This is a genomic window from Pseudomonas sp. GW821-FHT03E01 (genome assembly GCF_059420765.1).
This window is the reverse complement of record NZ_JBWKUI010000011.1, coordinates 216,170-233,197: the sequence shown is the minus strand read 5'-3', so window position 1 is coordinate 233,197 and position 17,028 is coordinate 216,170. Positions and strand designations below refer to the sequence as shown.

At 58.6% G+C, this 17,028-nt stretch carries 18 protein-coding genes; 6 read left to right on the top strand and 12 right to left on the bottom strand.

The annotated features are described in order from the left end of the window. Positions 1–202: 202 nt before the first annotated feature. From hda to AC07VO_RS19905, 3 genes are all read right to left on the bottom strand, one after another. Positions 203–907, bottom strand: a complete 705-nt coding sequence (gene hda / locus AC07VO_RS19915) for a DnaA regulatory inactivator Hda (protein WP_007936072.1) — start codon at positions 905–907, stop codon at positions 203–205. A gap of 230 nt (positions 908–1,137) precedes the next feature. Then, positions 1,138–2,211 carry an AI-2E family transporter gene (locus tag AC07VO_RS19910; protein ID WP_018925123.1) on the bottom strand — a complete coding sequence of 358 codons (1,074 nt, stop codon included), beginning with the start codon at positions 2,209–2,211 and terminating at the stop codon, positions 1,138–1,140. Positions 2,212–2,243: 32 nt separating this feature from the next. Then, a complete protein-coding gene (locus AC07VO_RS19905) occupies positions 2,244–3,293 on the bottom strand; it encodes a DUF2066 domain-containing protein (protein ID WP_495007664.1) in 1,050 nt (349 codons plus the stop codon). 384 nt (positions 3,294–3,677) lie between these two features. On the opposite strand from AC07VO_RS19905, the gene purM reads away from it, so the two are divergent. The 5 genes from purM (at position 3,678) to AC07VO_RS19880 (ending at position 7,669) form a co-directional block, all read left to right on the top strand. Then, positions 3,678–4,736 carry a phosphoribosylformylglycinamidine cyclo-ligase gene (gene purM, locus AC07VO_RS19900; RefSeq protein ID WP_007936066.1) on the top strand — a complete coding sequence of 353 codons (1,059 nt, stop codon included), beginning with the start codon at positions 3,678–3,680 and terminating at the stop codon, positions 4,734–4,736. After that, entirely contained in the window at positions 4,736–5,386 is a 651-nt protein-coding gene (gene purN / locus AC07VO_RS19895) for a phosphoribosylglycinamide formyltransferase (RefSeq protein WP_018925121.1), read from the top strand. The genes purM and purN overlap by 1 nt, the downstream gene beginning before the upstream one ends. Before the next feature lie 8 nt (positions 5,387–5,394). Next, the gene (locus AC07VO_RS19890) at positions 5,395–6,108 is read left to right on the top strand and encodes a DUF3108 domain-containing protein (protein ID WP_064619375.1); all 714 of its coding nucleotides are present in this window, start codon (positions 5,395–5,397) and stop codon (positions 6,106–6,108) included. A 195-nt stretch (positions 6,109–6,303) separates the two neighbouring features. Continuing rightward, the gene (locus AC07VO_RS19885; protein WP_007936063.1) at positions 6,304–6,720 is read left to right on the top strand and encodes an OsmC family protein; all 417 of its coding nucleotides are present in this window, start codon (positions 6,304–6,306) and stop codon (positions 6,718–6,720) included. Between the two features lie 61 nt (positions 6,721–6,781). Beyond that, positions 6,782–7,669, top strand: a complete 888-nt coding sequence (locus AC07VO_RS19880) for a pirin family protein (RefSeq protein WP_138866099.1) — start codon at positions 6,782–6,784, stop codon at positions 7,667–7,669. 93 nt (positions 7,670–7,762) lie between these two features. On the opposite strand, the gene AC07VO_RS19875 is transcribed toward AC07VO_RS19880, so the two are convergent. From AC07VO_RS19875 to AC07VO_RS19860, 4 genes are all read right to left on the bottom strand, one after another. After that, on the bottom strand, positions 7,763–8,491 hold the full coding sequence (locus AC07VO_RS19875; RefSeq protein WP_086945838.1) for a dienelactone hydrolase family protein: 729 nt from the start codon (positions 8,489–8,491) through the stop codon (positions 7,763–7,765). Positions 8,492–8,558: 67 nt separating this feature from the next. Continuing rightward, the gene (htpG, locus tag AC07VO_RS19870; RefSeq protein ID WP_026331729.1) at positions 8,559–10,463 is read right to left on the bottom strand and encodes a molecular chaperone HtpG; all 1,905 of its coding nucleotides are present in this window, start codon (positions 10,461–10,463) and stop codon (positions 8,559–8,561) included. Between the two features lie 81 nt (positions 10,464–10,544). Then, positions 10,545–10,997: a PaaI family thioesterase gene (locus tag AC07VO_RS19865; protein ID WP_019579626.1), complete on the bottom strand. Its 453-nt coding sequence runs from the start codon at positions 10,995–10,997 to the stop codon at positions 10,545–10,547. Further along, positions 10,994–11,470: a PaaI family thioesterase gene (locus tag AC07VO_RS19860; RefSeq protein ID WP_086945839.1), complete on the bottom strand. Its 477-nt coding sequence runs from the start codon at positions 11,468–11,470 to the stop codon at positions 10,994–10,996. Before AC07VO_RS19860 ends, AC07VO_RS19865 begins: the two co-directional genes overlap by 4 nt. A gap of 156 nt (positions 11,471–11,626) precedes the next feature. Here AC07VO_RS19860 and AC07VO_RS19855 point away from each other — a divergent pair, with 156 nt between their 5' ends. After that, the gene (locus AC07VO_RS19855) at positions 11,627–11,872 is read left to right on the top strand and encodes a hypothetical protein (protein WP_064619386.1); all 246 of its coding nucleotides are present in this window, start codon (positions 11,627–11,629) and stop codon (positions 11,870–11,872) included. A gap of 76 nt (positions 11,873–11,948) precedes the next feature. Here AC07VO_RS19855 and AC07VO_RS19850 read toward each other — a convergent pair whose 3' ends face one another. From AC07VO_RS19850 to sucC, 5 genes are all read right to left on the bottom strand, one after another. Beyond that, on the bottom strand, positions 11,949–12,350 hold the full coding sequence (locus AC07VO_RS19850; RefSeq protein ID WP_018925113.1) for an MAPEG family protein: 402 nt from the start codon (positions 12,348–12,350) through the stop codon (positions 11,949–11,951). Next, entirely contained in the window at positions 12,350–13,087 is a 738-nt protein-coding gene (locus AC07VO_RS19845) for a DUF599 domain-containing protein (protein ID WP_018925112.1), read from the bottom strand. The genes AC07VO_RS19850 and AC07VO_RS19845 overlap by 1 nt, the downstream gene beginning before the upstream one ends. 167 nt (positions 13,088–13,254) lie before the next feature. Then, positions 13,255–14,568 carry a branched-chain amino acid transport system II carrier protein gene (gene brnQ / locus AC07VO_RS19840; protein ID WP_086945840.1) on the bottom strand — a complete coding sequence of 438 codons (1,314 nt, stop codon included), beginning with the start codon at positions 14,566–14,568 and terminating at the stop codon, positions 13,255–13,257. A 336-nt stretch (positions 14,569–14,904) separates the two neighbouring features. Further along, positions 14,905–15,786: a succinate--CoA ligase subunit alpha gene (gene sucD / locus AC07VO_RS19835; RefSeq protein WP_007919877.1), complete on the bottom strand. Its 882-nt coding sequence runs from the start codon at positions 15,784–15,786 to the stop codon at positions 14,905–14,907. Continuing rightward, entirely contained in the window at positions 15,786–16,952 is a 1,167-nt protein-coding gene (sucC, locus tag AC07VO_RS19830) for an ADP-forming succinate--CoA ligase subunit beta (protein WP_007919879.1), read from the bottom strand. Before sucC ends, sucD begins: the two co-directional genes overlap by 1 nt. Positions 16,953–17,028: the final 76 nt, after the last annotated feature.

The window sequence follows — 17,028 nt, the reverse complement described above, 5'->3', positions numbered from 1 at the left end:
GGCTGATAGTTGTAAAGAAGCCGAGACTATGCCCGCTATCGATCTCATTTGCAAATTCAATCGATCTTTATGTGACTTATCGGTTTCTCGTTTCCATCTAAGCGCTTAAGCCCATTTTAAACCTTTGCGCAGCCTGCTCCCTTGCAGGAAAGCGGATTTGTTGACGCCTGGAATATGCCGGAACCCGCGAAAAACCTGGCCTTTACCAGCCCAACGTCTCTTTCAGGAACGGGATTGTCAGCTTGCGCTGAGCTTGAAGGGAGGCCTGATCGAGGCGCTCAAGCAGCTCGAAAAGCGCACTCATGCTGCGAGTACCGCGAGTCAAAATAAAATGACCGACTTCGTCAGTCAGGTGCAGGCCACGACGGGAGGCGCGCAACTGCAAGGCACGCAACTTGTCTTCGTCAGAGAGCGGACGCATCTGGAAGATGAGCGCCAGTGTCAGCCGAGACTTGAGGTCCGCCAGCTTCACCGGTAGTTCGCGCGGGGATGTCGAGGCGGCGATCAGCAGACGCCGACCGCTGTCACGCAGACGATTGAACAGATGGAACAACGCCTCTTCCCAATCCGCCTTGCCGGCGACCGCCTGCAAATCGTCCAGGCAAACCAGTTCGTATTGTTCGAGGTTGTCGAGGATTTCGATGCCGCGGTCCATCAACTCGGCCAGCGGCAGATACACCGCCGGTTCACCCATCTGCTCGAAACGCAGGCAAGCCGCCTGCAACAAATGCGTGCGCCCTACCCCGTGCTTGCCCCAGAGGTAAATCAGGCTTTCCGTCCAGCCGGCGTCGGCTTCGCACAGCCGCTCGACATAGCCGAGTGCAGCGGCATTGGCGCCTGGGTAGTAATTGATAAAGGTGGCGTCATCACGCAGACGCACACCTAGGGGCAGCTGAATCGGTTTCATGCTGACTGAACAGTTCCAAAGGAACCGTTAGTGGCCTCTGTGTAAAGTTTGCGAAGTTTATACCCGTGAAGCTGACGGCACAATGCGACAGACCACAAGCAAAATCAAAGGTTTGCGTTAACGTGCTGGTTTTATGACAGTTTCTTTGGCGGTGCATGTGACAGCCGCGCGAGGGATACGGGCAAACCCGGCGTGAAACCAGGCTGCCCGCGACGAGCGATCAAAAGGCCTTACTTCTCAGACTCGTCGACACCGCCGTAGATATCCGAATCTTTATACAAATCATGCACATGGCGCACCAGAACCATGATCACCGCCGCCACCGGCAATGCCAGCAGCACCCCGGTAAAACCAAACAGCTCGCCGCCGGCCAGAATCGCAAAGATCACCGCCACCGGGTGCAGGCCGATCCGGTCACCCACCAGCAACGGCGTCAGAACCATGCCTTCCAGCGCCTGGCCGACCATGAACACCGCGACGATACCGATCATGGGATACAGATCGCCACCGAACTGGAACAGGCCGGCAATCAACGCCGCGCCAATCCCGATGACAAACCCCATGTACGGCACGATCGCCGCCAGGCCGGCAATCAGACCGATCAACAACCCCAGTTCCAGCCCGACGATCATCAAGCCAGCGGCGTAGATCACACCCAGCGCCAGCATCACCAGCAACTGTCCGCGCACGAACGCCCCAAGCACTTCATGGCATTCCCCAGCCAGGGTCATGACACGCTCTTCACGATCACGCGGCAGCAAGCTGCGGATCTTGGCCATCATCAGGTCCCAGTCGCGCAGCAGATAAAAACTCACCACCGGGATCAGCACCAGATTGGCCAGCCAGCCGATCAGCGCAAGGCCTGAAGCCGTCGCCTGACTCAGCACCACGCCGACAATGTCGGTGGTCTGGCCCATGTGCTCGCTGATCGCCGCCTTGAGCTTGTCGAACTTCCAGAAGCCCTCCGACAAACCCAACTTCGATTGCGCCCACGGCAACGCGGTGTGCTGCAACCAGTCGAGCATCTGCGGCGCCAGTTCATACAAGCGAAACAGCTGCTTGGCGAGCATCGGCACCAACACCAACAACAGCGTGGTGAGGACCATCGTGAACAACGCGAACACCGCCACCACGCCCCATGTCCGGGACAAGCCGAGCTTCTCCAGCCGATCCACCAGCGGGTCGAACAGATAGGCCAGCAACAGCGCCACCAGGAACGGCGTCAGGATCGGATGCAACAGGTAAACAAACGCGCAAAGCAGGGCCACCCCACCGAGCCAGAACCAACGCCGCGTATCGGCCATGTACCACTCCTGCTTCTATATAAAGAAAAAACTCACCAACGGAAATGCAACTGCGGCGTCGGGGCAGGCGCTGGCGCTGCGGCCGGCGCAGAACCCACAGTCACCGGCTGAACAGGTGCCGGCACCTGACTGGCCGGAACCTCCTGCAATTGCGCCAGGGACAACTGAGCTCGCAGCTGATCGGCACTGCCGTTGACGCGATAAAGCACGCGGTCACCATCGACACTTTGCAGACACGCGCCAAAAGGCTCCAACAAACGCCCAAGCGTCGCATAACGCTCCAGATTCATGCCCTGCACTTCCAACAACTGCTCGCCCGACACACCTGGCTTGGCAACGAAACGCGACGCCAGACGCTCGCTGACCGCCAGCATCACCGCATCGGCCACGGCGGCGGTATCGGCGCCCTGCACGCTGCCGGCCTCTTTCTGATCGCCCAGCCACAGTCGCCACTTGGCTTGCCATTGCCCCCCTTCTTCACGGGCATGCACCGCCAGCAAGGCATCGGCATTGTAACGATCGGAGGCACTGCGCAGTGGCGCAGGGTCGGCACCTTCCAGATTCGGTGCCGTGGCGACGATCTGTTCATTCAGGTCAGCCAGCGGCAAACGCAGCGGCAGGCCTCGGTGCTGAGCCGCCCGACGCAAGGGCGCAGCACTGGCCTGACCATCGCCGACCAGGCTCGAACCTTCGGTGGAATCGTTCAACCACCAGCCGAGGATCGACGGCCGATTGGCCCCCCACACGGCCAGCCCGGCACGACGCAAGGCCTGCTCGGTGGTGGCCGGGTCGAAATCGACTTTCAGCACTTGCGGTGGCCCGGCGTCGTAGCCGAACTGACTGATGATCTGCTGAGGGTCTTTGCGCACGGCCGCAAGGCCAGGGCTTTGCGCCGCCTTGGGATCGCCGGTCAAGCGCAACACCAGCGTTTCCAGCGCCTGCTGAGTCGCCTGGTCGCGCTCCTCCGGTGTCTGGCCGCTGACCGGTTGGCGCACTTGATAGAGGCCTTTGACGGTTTCGGCATGGCTGGCCAGGCTGACCACGGATAAACAGCCCACGAACAAGAATTTAAGAAAACGCATGGAAGATTCCTGACGACAAGAGCGGCTGGAACAGACCGCATGAAGACGATTGAGCCAGGGCTGTGACCGCAGGCCCAAGCAAAACATTCACACGATCGCGGTAAGTTTTCGCACTGTCATAACGATAGACGGTTAACGTCGTACCTTATACAGCCATGTGGGACGTCGCCAACACGGGCAATATCAGTTTTTTTAACGCGATATGCCCCTGCCCGTCGGCACGAGGATGGCCGCTGCCCCTCAAGCCTGATAAAATCGCGCGCCTTCGCAGACCGGCTACAGCCGGGTAGTGTCGAAATAGCGCGTGAGGCAATTGCCTCATCAATTTCGACAGGCCCGCTGAACTCGGTCGTTACCCCTGAATCCCCCCTAAAGGCCTGGATCATGAGCAAGCAACCCTCCCTGAGCTACAAGGACGCCGGTGTAGACATCGACGCCGGTGAAGCATTGGTCGAACGCATCAAGAGCGTCGCCAAGCGCACTGCGCGCCCGGAAGTCATGGGCGGCCTGGGCGGTTTCGGCGCCCTCTGCGAAATCCCGGCCGGTTACAAACAACCGGTGCTGGTATCGGGCACTGACGGCGTCGGCACCAAGCTGCGCCTGGCGCTGAACCTGAACAAGCACGACAGCATCGGCATCGACCTGGTGGCCATGTGCGTGAACGACCTGGTGGTCTGCGGCGCTGAGCCGCTGTTCTTCCTCGACTACTACGCTACCGGCAAACTGAACGTCGACACCGCTGCTCAGGTTGTAACCGGCATCGGCGCCGGCTGTGAACTGTCCGGCTGCTCCCTGGTCGGCGGCGAAACCGCTGAAATGCCTGGCATGTATGAAGGTGAAGACTACGACCTGGCCGGCTTCTGCGTCGGCGTCGTGGAAAAATCCGAAATCATCGACGGTTCAAAAGTCGCTGCCGGCGATGCCCTGCTCGCCCTGCCGTCTTCCGGCCCGCACTCCAACGGCTACTCGCTGATCCGCAAGATCATCGAAGTGTCGGGTTCCGACATCGAGAATATCCAGCTCGACGGCAAACCGCTGACCGACCTGCTGATGGCTCCGACCCGTATCTACGTGAAGCCGCTGCTCAAGCTGATCAAGGACACCGGCGCCGTCAAAGCCATGGCCCACATCACCGGTGGCGGCCTGCTGGACAACATCCCGCGCGTACTGCCAAAAGGCGCTCAAGCGGTGGTTGACGTCGCGAGCTGGACCCGCCCTGCGGTGTTCGACTGGCTGCAAGAGAAAGGCAACGTCGACGAAACCGAAATGCACCGCGTGCTGAACTGCGGCGTCGGCATGGTCATCTGCGTGGCTCAAGAGCACGTTGAAACCGCGCTGAACGTCCTGCGTGAAGCTGGCGAGCAGCCATGGGTCATCGGTCAGATCGCCACCGCTGCCGAAGGCGCGGCTCAGGTCGAACTGAAGAACCTCAAGGCTCATTAATGTCCCAGACCTGTGATGTGGTGGTGCTGCTGTCCGGCACCGGCAGTAACTTGCAGGCCTTGATCGACAGCACGCGGACCGGCGACAGCCCGGCCCGCATTGCTGCGGTGATTTCCAACCGCGCCGACGCCTACGGCCTGCAACGCGCCAGGGACGCGGGTATCGACACCCGCACCCTGGATCACAAGGCTTTCGAGGGCCGCGAGGCCTTCGATGCCGCGCTGATCGAACTGATCGACGCCTTCAACCCCAAACTCGTGGTACTGGCCGGTTTCATGCGCATTCTCAGCGCTGACTTCGTGCGCCATTACCAGGGTCGCCTGCTCAATATCCATCCCTCGCTGCTGCCCAAATACAAAGGGTTACACACTCATCAGCGCGCGCTGGAGGCCGGCGATACGGAACACGGCTGCTCCGTGCACTTCGTCACCGAGGAACTCGATGGCGGACCACTGGTCGTACAGGCAGTAATACCGGTAGAGTTGCACGATTCGCCGCAGAGTCTGGCGCAGCGAGTCCACACCCAGGAACACCTGATCTACCCGATGGCCGTACGCTGGTTTGCCGAAGGCCGTTTATCACTCGGCGAACAAGGTGCTTTACTGGACGGACAGTTACTCGCGGCCAGCGGCCACTTGATTCGAACCTAGGAGATTTTATGCGTCGTGCCCTGCTCTTCGCTTGCGCCCTGCTCGCCCTGCCGTTTGCGCAGGCCGCGGACCTTCATCCCTTCTCCGCCAGCTACACCGCCGACTGGAAGCAACTGCCCATGAGCGGCACCGCCGAACGCAGCCTGACCAAGGAAGCCAACGGCGTCTGGAAACTCAGCTTCAAGGCATCGATGATGATCGCCAGCCTGACCGAAGAAAGCACCCTGACCCTGGACAAGGACACGCTGCTGCCGCAGTCCTACCACTTCGAACGCGGTGGCCTGGGCAAAGCCAAGAAGGCTGATCTGGATTTCGATTGGACCAACAAGATGGTCACCGGCACCGATCGCGGTGACGCCGTCAAGCTCCCGCTCAACCGCGGCATGGTCGACAAGTCCACCTATCAACTGGCGCTGCAGCATGACGTGGCCTCCGGCAAGAAAAGCATGAGCTATCAGGTCGTCGATGCCGGCGAAGTCGATACCTATGACTTCCGCGTGCTGGGCTCGGAGAAAGTCGACACCAAGGCAGGCCAGATCGATGCGGTCAAGGTCGAGCGCGTGCGCGATCCGACACAAAGCAAGCGCATCACCGTGCTGTGGTTCGCCAAGGATTGGGATTACCTGCTGGTCCGTCTGCAACAGGTCGAAACCGACGGCAAGGAGTACAACATCATGCTCCTCGACGGTACGGTCAACGGCAAGACGGTCAAAGGCAGCTGATCCGGACCGACATGAAAGCCCCGCAAACGCGGGGCTTTTTTTCGTCTGGCGTTAAGCGGGGGACAGGACAATGACAACTTTGAGCTGTGGCCAAATCGTCCGGCAAGAAATAGGAACGCGAACGTGAAGGAATACTCTATAAATTCAGGGTCTTTTTTGATCGAATGACTTTTCCTGATCCCTGCGAGGTTTCCCATGACTGTTACCGTCAATACTGTCTCCGCCGAAGGTTTTCGTCACAGCGTCCAGATCGATGACCATGAACTGTTTGCCGATGTTCCCAAGTCGTCCGGTGGCGAAGGCACCGCGCCAGAGCCCCATGACTATTTCGACGCGGCCCTCGGCGCCTGCAAGGCCCTGACCCTGAAACTGTATGCGAAGAAGAAGGGCATCCCACTGACCGGCGTCGGGGTCGAGGTCAAGCGCGACAACAGTGAAGAGCAGAAAGGCAAATATGCCCTGCACGTCAAACTCACGCTCAAGGGCGTACTCACCGACGCCCAGCGCGACGAGCTGCACCGCGTGGCCGACCGCTGCCCGGTACACAAGCTGATGACCACCTCTGAAGTCAGCATCGAGACTCATCTGTCCGAAGGCGCCTTCAGCCAATAGCGGCAACGGCTGCGCAAGCGGGTTATGCTCCCTGCGTCACCCGCTCAGCCTGGAACGCACCATGAACACTCCGCTCGTGATCCGCCCCCGCGCCGAAGATGTCGAAGGCCAGCCGATCCTTCGCCCTTTGCCGTCAGCCAAATGCCGCAACGTCGGGCCCTTCGTGTTTTTCGACCACATGCTCGAAACCCGTTATCCACCGGGCAAAGGCATGGACATCCGTCAGCATCCGCACATCGGGCTGTCCACCCTCACCTACCTGTTCGAAGGGCAAATCCAGCACAAGGACAGCCTCGGATCCGATCAGGTGGTGAATGCCGGCGATGTCAGCTGGATGACCGCCGGCAGTGCGATTGCCCACGTCGAACGCACGCCCGAAGCCTTGAAGAACAGTGGCGGTACGATGCACGGCTTACAGATCTGGCTGGCTTCGCCCAAGGACCGTGAGCACGGCCCAGGACACTACAGCCACCATCCAGCAGCCACGCTGCCCGTCAGCGAAAACCTTGGCGTGAAGATACGAATGATCGCCGGGAAGGGCTTTTGCCTTGAATCACCGGTCCCGGTGCTTTCGCCTACGCTGTATGCCGAATTGAACCTGCAAACGGCGACCACGCTGCTGATTCCCACCGAGCATGAAGAACGGGCGCTGTATGTGTTGAGCGGCGAGGCGCAGCTTGATGGCGAGCTGCTGGAGCCCTACACGCTAGTAGTGCTGCCGGCCGGGGAAGAGATGACGCTGTTCGCCGAGAGTGACTGCCATGCCGTGCTGTTTGGCGGAGCGCCACTGGACGGGCCACGACGGATCAACTGGAACTTCGTGGCCAGTGATCCGGCGTTGATTGATGAAGCACGTCGGCGCTGGGCGGCCGGGGATTGGCCGACGGTGCCGGGGGAAAGTGAGCGGATTGAGTTGCCGAAACACCGAAGCCCGCCAACGCCCCTGTAACTGATCGGCTGATCGTTCCCACGCCGCGAGCGCCCCTAGAGGCATTCCCACGCAGAGCGTGGGAACGATCATCGTCCGGACCGAGAGCAGCAATCAACCCTTGAACACTTCATCCAGCAAGTTATGCATCGACGTGAACGCGCGAGCCGCGGTTTTCGCGTCATACATCATCATGCCCGGCACGTTGGCATGCGGGTCGGTGAACGAATGCACCGCGCCGCCATAGCTCAGCAATTGCCAATCCACACCGGCGGCATTCATCTCAGCTTCAAACGCTGGCAGCTGCTCTTTCGGCACCAGCGGATCGGCAGCGCCATGCAGCACCAGCACCGAACCCTTGATGTTTTTCGCATCGTTCACGTTCGGCGTATCCAGCGTACCGTGGAACGACACCGCAGCCTTCACCGGCGCACCGCTACGCGCCAGCTCCAGCGCGCAGCAACCACCGAAGCAGAAACCAAAAGTCGCCAGTTTCGAGGTATCGACCGCCGCCTCGCCCTGCCCTTGCAGTTGTTCGAAGGCTGCCTGCATGCGTTTGCGCAGTAAGGCGCGATCATTCTTCAGCGGCATCATCGCCGCGCCTGCCTCGTCGCCGTTCTGCGGACGAACCGATTGCCCGTACAGATCCGCGATCAGCACCACATAACCCTTGGATGCCACCGATTTGGCAATCTCCTCGGCGCCGACGCTGACGCCCATCCAGTTCGGCGCCATCAACAGACCCGGACGCGGGCCTTTATGGTCGGCATCGAAGGCCAGACGGCTTTCATACGATTGGCCGTCGATCTGATAGGCGACGGATCGAACAGTGATTTGGCTCATGACTGACTCCCAGTAAAAAAGCACCAGAATGAAAAAACCCGCCGAAGCGGGTTTTTATACAACGTGGTTAAACCGACAGTTCAACCAGCAGCTTGTTCAGACGACGCACATAAGCGGCCGGGTCTTTCAAGCTGTCGCCGGCCGCCAGGGCCGCCTGATCGAACAGAATGTGCGACAGGTCGCCGAAGCGCTCGTCGCTCTGCTCGTTGTCGAGCTTCTCGATCAGCGGGTGAGCCGGGTTGAATTCGAAGATCGGCTTCGAATCCGGAACCTTCTGACCGCTGGCTTCCAGGATCTGACGCATTTGCAGGCCCAGGTCCTGCTCGCCGATGGCCAGAATCGCCGGGGAATCGGTCAGGCGATGGGAAACCCGCACTTCAGCAACGGACTCACCCAAAGCGGTCTTGAGACGCTCAACCAGGCCTTCTTTGGACTTGGCGACTTCTTCCGCGGCTTTCTTGTCTTCTTCCGAATCCAGGTTGCCGAGGTCCAGGTCACCGCGTGCCACGTCGACAAAGCTCTTGCCGTCGAAGTCGCTGAGGTAGCTCATCAGCCACTCGTCGATACGGTCGGTCAGCAGCAGCACTTCGATGCCTTTCTTGCGGAAAACTTCCAGGTGCGGGCTGTTTTTGACTTGCGCGTAGGTTTCACCGGTCAGGTAGTAGATCTTGTCCTGACCTTCCTTGGCACGGGCCAGGTAGTCGGCCAGACCTACAACCTGCTCGCCGTCATCGCCCTGAGTGGACGCGAAACGCAGCAGACCGGCAATTTTTTCTTTGTTGGCGAAGTCTTCTGCCGGGCCTTCTTTCATGACCTGACCGAAGTTCTTCCAGAAGCCTTTGTATTGCTCAGGCTCGTTCTTCGCCAGTTTTTCCAGCATGTCCAGAACGCGCTTGGTCAGCGCCGATTTCATGGAGTCGATGATCGGGTCTTTCTGCAGGATTTCCCGCGACACGTTCAGCGACAGGTCGTTGGAATCGACCACGCCTTTGATGAAGCGCAGGTACAGCGGCAGGAACGACTCAGCCTGATCCATGACGAACACGCGCTGCACGTACAGCTTCAGGCCTTTCGGCGCTTCACGCTGGTACAGATCGAACGGAGCACGGGTCGGCACATAAAGCAGCGAGGTGTACTCGAGCTTGCCCTCGACTTTGTTGTGGCTCCAGCTCAGCGGGTTTTCGAAATCGTGAGCGACGTGCTTGTAGAACTCCTGGTATTCCTCGTCCTTCACTTCAGTGCGAGGGCGAGTCCACAGGGCGCTGGCGCGGTTGACGGTTTCCCACTCAACGGCAGGCTTCTCTTCGCCTTCGGCGGCTGCAACTTCTTTCGGCAACTCGATCGGCAAGGCGATGTGGTCGGAATACTTCTTGATGATGTTGCGCAGGCGCCAGCCATCGGCGAACTCGTCTTCGCCGGATTTCAGGTGCAGAACGATACGGGTGCCGCGATCAGCTTTTTCGACGGTGGCGATTTCAAATTCGCCTTCGCCCTTGGACGACCAGTGCACACCTTCGCTGGCAGCGAGGCCGGCACGGCGGCTGAATACGTCAACTTTATCGGCGACGATGAACGCCGAGTAGAAACCGACACCGAACTGACCGATCAGGTGCGAGTCTTTTTTCTGATCACCAGACAGGTGCTTCATGAAATCGGCGGTACCGGACTTGGCGATGGTGCCCAAGTGAGTGACCGCATCTTCACGGCTCATGCCGATGCCGTTGTCTTCGAGGGTGACGGTTTTAGCGTCCTTGTCGAAGCTCACACGGATTTTCAGCTCAGCGCCGCCTTCCAGCAATTCAGGCTTGGCCAGCGCTTCAAAACGTAATTTATCGACAGCGTCAGAGGCGTTCGAGATCAATTCGCGAAGGAAGATTTCCTTGTTGGAATACAGCGAATGGATCATGAGGTGCAGCAGCTGCTTCACCTCGGTCTGGAAGCCCAGGGTTTCCTTTTGAGTTTCCACACTCATGGTCATCAAACTCCAATCAGATGGCAGTGGCCGCGACCTTGAGGGTCGGCGGCGGGTTGTCCTCAGAGTTGGGGGCTGAGATCAGGATTTCAAGGGCTCTTCGATTTTGAAGTGGGCCCGGGCCGTGGCAATGGGCTCGGCTTCAGTGCTTTGCCAGGCGGTAATCGCCACGTTCGCCACCCGCCGCCCCTGGCGACAAACCTGGCATCGGGCCCAGGTATCGCGAAACTGCCCCGCGCGCAGGTAGTCGAGGGAGAAGTCGATAATCTTCGGCACACCGGGCGAGCCGGTGAAAATCAACAGGTGCAGCGCCGCCGAGAGCTCCATGAACCCGGCAATCACCCCACCATGAATCGCTGGCAGTAAAGGGTTACCAATGTTGTCCTTGTTGGCCGGCAGACGAAACAGCAGCTCATCTCCTACCCGCGAACATTCGACGCCGATCAGCTCGGCGTAAGGAATCAGCTGCAGCAGCGCGGCGTAGTCCCCCTGAGCATGGGCCTGTTGAAGCTGCTCCTTGAACGTGTCGGTCATTTCGTACCTCCGGAAATGGCGCCGCCAAAGTTTTTAGTACCTTTGATGCCCTTGCCCATGCGCATGAAAGTGCCCACTACATGAGCGATGGGCTGTTCGGGGTCGTCCTGATAGGCAAAACCGCGCGCAAAAATCACATCGGTAGTCACTCGGTAGCATTGGGCGAAGCCGTAAACGTCTTTGTGTGGCTCGGCGGCATGCATGTAGTCGATGCGCAGGTCGAGCGTCGGGCAGACTTCGAACTCAGGCAGCACGCAGAGGGTGGCCATGCCACAGGCGGTATCCATCAGCGAGGTCAGCGCACCGCCATGAATCACCCCGGTTTGCGGGTTGCCGACGATCTGCGGGCTATACGGCAGAATCACCGTCAGTCCTTCGCTGCTGGCGCTGTGAAGGCGCATGCCGAGTACCTGACAATGGCGCAACGCCGACAGGAATCGCATCGCACGCTCAAAAACGGGGTTTTCGGCCATTTGGTAAACGCTCCTTAGTGTCCGGGCGAAGTAGCCGGCTCTTAAGTAAAAGTTCCGTAGCAAAACAAACTTATATATCTGAATGATTTAAGGAACTTAACCCTGGTCGCTGTGCTCGAAAGGCCAGTAAATATTTTCCATCAGGAGAAACACCCCATGCGTAAGACTTTAGCTATTGCCTTGATGTTGACCGCTTCCCTCGGTCTCGCCGCTTGCGGTAAAAAATCCGAGGACAAAGCTCAAGAAGCCACCCAACATACAGAGCAAGCTCAGGAAAAAATGAGCGAAGCTCAGGATAAAGTGAACGAGGCGGCAAAAGAAAACGCTGAAGCTGCCAAAGCTCAGACTGAATCGAACGAAGCAGCGGCAAAAGAAGCCGCTCCAGAAGCACCTAAAAACTAAAAGCGTTTTTAGTGATAAAAGAAAACCCGCCAAGTGCGGGTTTTCTTTTATCTGAAATTTTGCTCGAAACGCGTCCTTAGAGCAAAACAGTCCTAAAAGTCGGACTAATCATCAGCAACAACGAACACACTAATCCGACGAACCACACCAGACTTCGCTGCCAGGCCAGATCAGCCCAATAACACAGTAAGTAGATAACGCGCGCGATCACGAAGGCGATCGCCAGTGCATCGATCAGCCATCCCGCCGTTTGCGTGGTGTGCGCCATCAACACCCCGACCGCAAACAAAATGAACGCCTCGAAACTGTTCTGGTGGGCCGCCAACGCCCGGGCGCCGAAACCTGTGAGTTGCGCCTGTTGTTGACGCGGCAGGTGATTGTTGTAACCGCCCTGCTCTTTCATCGCCTTGGCCACCGGCATGCGCGCCACGAAAATCAACAAGGCGCTGATAAACACACACCAGAATGGAATACTCATCAAGCCGCCTCTTTGTTCAGCTCAGGCAATGGCGCCTCTGTAGGTGTATAGACCATCACGTCAAGAACGTCGGAGTGAAACTCGCGGCGATACAATACCAACACGACACCGGCGCTCATCAACATGAACAACCAGGGGCTGACAAACCACGCCAGCATGCTCATGCCGAAGTAATAGGAACGCAGACCGAAGTTGAACTGGTTGGCCGCCATGGAGATGACACGGGCGGCTCGGGAAGCAAAGGCGTTACGCTCTTGCTCGGACACATGCCGCTCACCGATCATCGGTGCCGAACCCACGAGAATGGCCGCAAAGTTGTACTGACGCATGCACCAGCTGAACGTAAAGAACGCATAGACAAACACCAGCGCCAGGCACAACAACTTGATCTCCGACATGCCTTGGGAAGCCTGTTGCACCATCGGGATATCAGCAAGCAACGACACGGCTCTTTCGGATGCCCCCAACACCGTGAGAATACCGGCCAGGATAATCAACGTGCTGGAAGCGAAGAACGAGGCGTTGCGCTCCAGGTTACCGATCACGCTGGCATCGGCGATGCGGTTGTCGCGCAACAGCATGCGGCGCATCCAGTCTTCGCGGTACAGGTGCAGCACACTGGCCAGGCATGCGGTGTCACGGCCCTTCCATGTCGCGTAACGGGTGTAGCCACCCCAGCAGACGACAAACCAGAGCGCGGCGAGGATGTGGATCAGATTGGCGTGGATGAACGACATGCAGTTCCTTGTGATGTGTAGACGATGATGAAACCTGCGGATAGTGCTTCGACGTTAACCCAAGGAAAAAGACACTGCATCACACGCATAAAAAATGCCCCGTATCGATTGATACGGGGCATTTCCATTTGTAGATCAAGCCCGCTTGTGGCGGGTCATGAAGCGGCTTAAGCCAGCGCTTCTTCGCGCTTGCCCAGCAGACGGTCGCAAACCACGGCAACCACCAGGGTCATGACCGAGGGCACCAGCCACGCCAGGCCCTGCTCGCTCAGCGGCAGGTGAGCCAGTTGAGCCGGCATCCAGTCGGCCAGACCGGCGCCCTTGAGAGCGTCGATCATGCCGAAAATGAACGACACCAGCATCACCGGACCGACGATGCGACCCTGCTCATGCCAGAAGTCCTTGCAGAAGCTCAGGGCCACCAGGGCGATGCACGGCGGGTAGATGGCGGTCAGTACCGGAATCGAGAACGCAATCAGCTTGGTGAGGCCCAGGTTGGACACCAGCAGGGAGAACGCGGCCAGGATGATCACCAGCGTCTTGTAGGACAGTGGCAGCACACGGCTGAAGTATTCGGCACAGGCGCAGGTCAGACCGACCGCAGTCACCAGGCAGGCCAGGGAGATCAGCACCGCGAGGAAACCGCTACCGAGCGAACCGAAGGTGTGCTGCACGTAGGCGTGCAATACCGCCGCGCCGTTGGTGGCACCGGCGGCCACTTCATGGCTGCCCGAGCCGAGACGGAACAGGCTGACGTAAACCAGCGCCAGACCTACACCAGCAATCAGCCCGGCGATGATCGCGTAACGGGTGATCAACACCGGCGATTCCACGCCACGGGAGCGGATCGCATTGACGATGACAATGCCGAATACCAGCGCACCCAGGGTATCCATGGTCAGGTAACCATTGATGAAGCCCTGGGAGAACGGTGCCGCCACATATTCAGGGGTAGCCACGCCAATGTTACCGGCCGGCAACGCGAACGCTGCTATACCGAGAACGGCCAGGGCGATGATCTTCAGCGGTGCGAGGAATCGTCCTACGGTGTCCAGCAGACGGCCCGGATAGAGCGAGATGAAGAACACCAGCAGGAAGTACACCGAGCTATAGAGAAACAGCGCCAGCGGGCTCTCGCCGGTCAGCGGCGCCAGACCTACTTCGAACGACACGGTCGCGGTGCGCGGTGTCGCGAACAACGGGCCGACAGCGAGGTAGCACGCGGCTGCCAGCAGGCCACCCGCGATTTTACCGATCGGGCTGCTCAAGGCATCCATTGCACCGCCGACCTTGGCCAAGGCGACCACGGTGATCACCGGCAGACCGACTGCGGTGATCAGAAAACCCAGCGCCGCCATCCAGACATTAGGCCCGGACTGCAAACCGACGATAGGCGGGAAGATGATGTTGCCAGCCCCGACGAACAGGGCAAATGTCATGAAGCCCAGTGCCAGGATGTCCTGGCCTTTCAACACTTTCATTAAGGAAATACCACACTACTGAATCGGAATTTAGAGAGGGATTTCCCTTATGGGTGAGGGAAATGCTGTCGATCCGTATAGGACTGACCCGTTTAGCGCGCCGCAGCCTTGTGGGCCGCAAACGCAAAATGGCGGCTAGCCTACCGAATTTGCCCGCCAAACGCACTATTACGGGGCGAACTATCCGATACGCGACATTTCAGTGTCGTGTTTACATATCTAATTTTCACAACCTCCCTCGCTACAAAAAGCGCTGCGAATATCTCAAACCCCGGAAATGACAAAGGCCACCCGAAGGTGGCCTTTGTTTGGTGGAGCGTCAGTTAAGCGCGAGGCTTACTTGACGGCCCAACCGGTCAGCTCGGCCAGGGCCTTGCCGATGTCTGCCAGCGAACGCACGGTTTTAACGCCTGCGTCTTGCAGAGCAGCGAATTTCTCGTCTGCAGTGCCTTTGCCGCCAGAGATGATTGCGCCAGCATGGCCCATGCGCTTGCCCGGAGGAGCAGTCACACCAGCGATGTAGGAAACAACCGGCTTGGTCACGTGTGCCTTGATGTAGGCAGCCGCTTCTTCTTCAGCCGAACCGCCGATCTCGCCGATCATCACGATCGCTTCGGTCTTCGGGTCTTCCTGGAACAGCTTCAGGATGTCGATGAAGTTCGAACCCGGGATCGGGTCACCACCGATGCCGACGCAAGTCGACTGACCGAAACCGGCGTCAGTAGTCTGCTTCACAGCTTCGTAGGTCAGGGTGCCGGAACGGGAAACGATACCGACCTTGCCTGGCAAGTGAATGTGACCTGGCATGATGCCGATCTTGCATTCGCCTGGAGTGATCACGCCTGGGCAGTTAGGACCGATCAGGACTACGCCCAGCTCGTCGCACTTGACCTTGGCATCCAGCATGTCCAGGGTAGGAATGCCTTCAGTGATGCAAACGATCAGCTTGATGCCGCCGAAGGCTGCTTCCAGGATGGAGTCCTTGCAGAAAGGAGCTGGAACGTAGATCACGCTGGCGGTGGCGCCAGTAGCAGCTACAGCGTCTTTCACGGTGTTGAACACTGGCAGGCCCAGGTGCTCGGTGCCGCCTTTGCCTGGAGTTACGCCGCCAACCATCTTGGTGCCGTACTCGATGGCTTGCTGGGTGTGGAAACTACCTTGCGAACCGGTAATACCCTGGCAGATAACTTTGGTGTCTTTATTGATCAGGACGCTCATTATTTGCCCTCCGCAGCTTTGACAACTTGTTGAGCAGCGTCGGTCAGGCTGGTAGCAGCGATGATGTTCAAACCGCTTTCTGCCAGTACTTTAGCGCCCAGCTCAGCGTTGTTGCCTTCAAGGCGAACAACAACCGGGATTTTCACGCCGACTTCTTTCACAGCGCCGATGATGCCTTCGGCAATCATGTCGCAACGAACGATGCCGCCGAAGATGTTGACCAGTACTGCAGCGACGTTAGTGTCGGACAGGATGATCTTGAACGCTTCGGTTACGCGTTCTTTGGTAGCACCGCCGCCCACGTCGAGGAAGTTGGCTGGTTTGCCGCCATGCAGGTTGACGATGTCCATGGTACCCATGGCCAGGCCAGCACCGTTGACCATGCAACCGATGTTGCCTTCCAGTGCTACGTAGTTCAGTTCGAACTTGGCAGCGTGCGCTTCGCGCGGATCGTCTTGCGACGGATCGTGGAAAGTCTTCAGCTTAGGCTGACGGTACATGGCGTTGGCGTCGATGTTGATCTTGGCATCGAGGCAGTGCAGATCGCCGTCAGCCTTGATCACCAGCGGGTTCACTTCCAGCAGAGCCAGGTCGTGATCCTTGAACAGCTTGGCCAGACCTACGAAGATCTTGGCGAACTGAGCAACTTGCTTGCCTTCCAGACCCAGCTGGAATGCCAGCTCGCGACCCTGGAATGGCTGAGCGCCAACCAGTGGATCGATAGTGGCTTTCAGAATTTTTTCTGGAGTGTCGTGAGCAATTTTCTCGATGTCCACGCCACCTTCGGTGGAAGCCATGAACACGATGCGACGGCTCGAACGGTCAACGACAGCGCCCAGGTACAGCTCTTTAGCGATATCAGTGCACGATTCAACCAGGATTTTGGTGACTGGCTGACCATTGGCGTCAGTCTGGTAAGTCACCAGACGCTTGCCCAGCCACTGCTGTGCGAATGCTTTAGCGTCTTCTTTGCTGCGAACCAGCTTTACGCCGCCCGCTTTACCGCGACCACCGGCGTGAACCTGGGCTTTGACAACCCATTCGCTGCCGCCGATTTTGTCGCAAGCTTCTGCTGCTGCTTCCGGGGTGTCTACCGCGTAACCGGTGGATACTGGCAGGCCGTACTCAGCGAACAGCTGCTTACCCTGATACTCGTGAAGATTCATGCTTATTACCGTCTTCGTTAGGTACTGCGCATTCGGTGCTGCACTCATTCAAGTGCCGCACCACCTGTGACTGCTG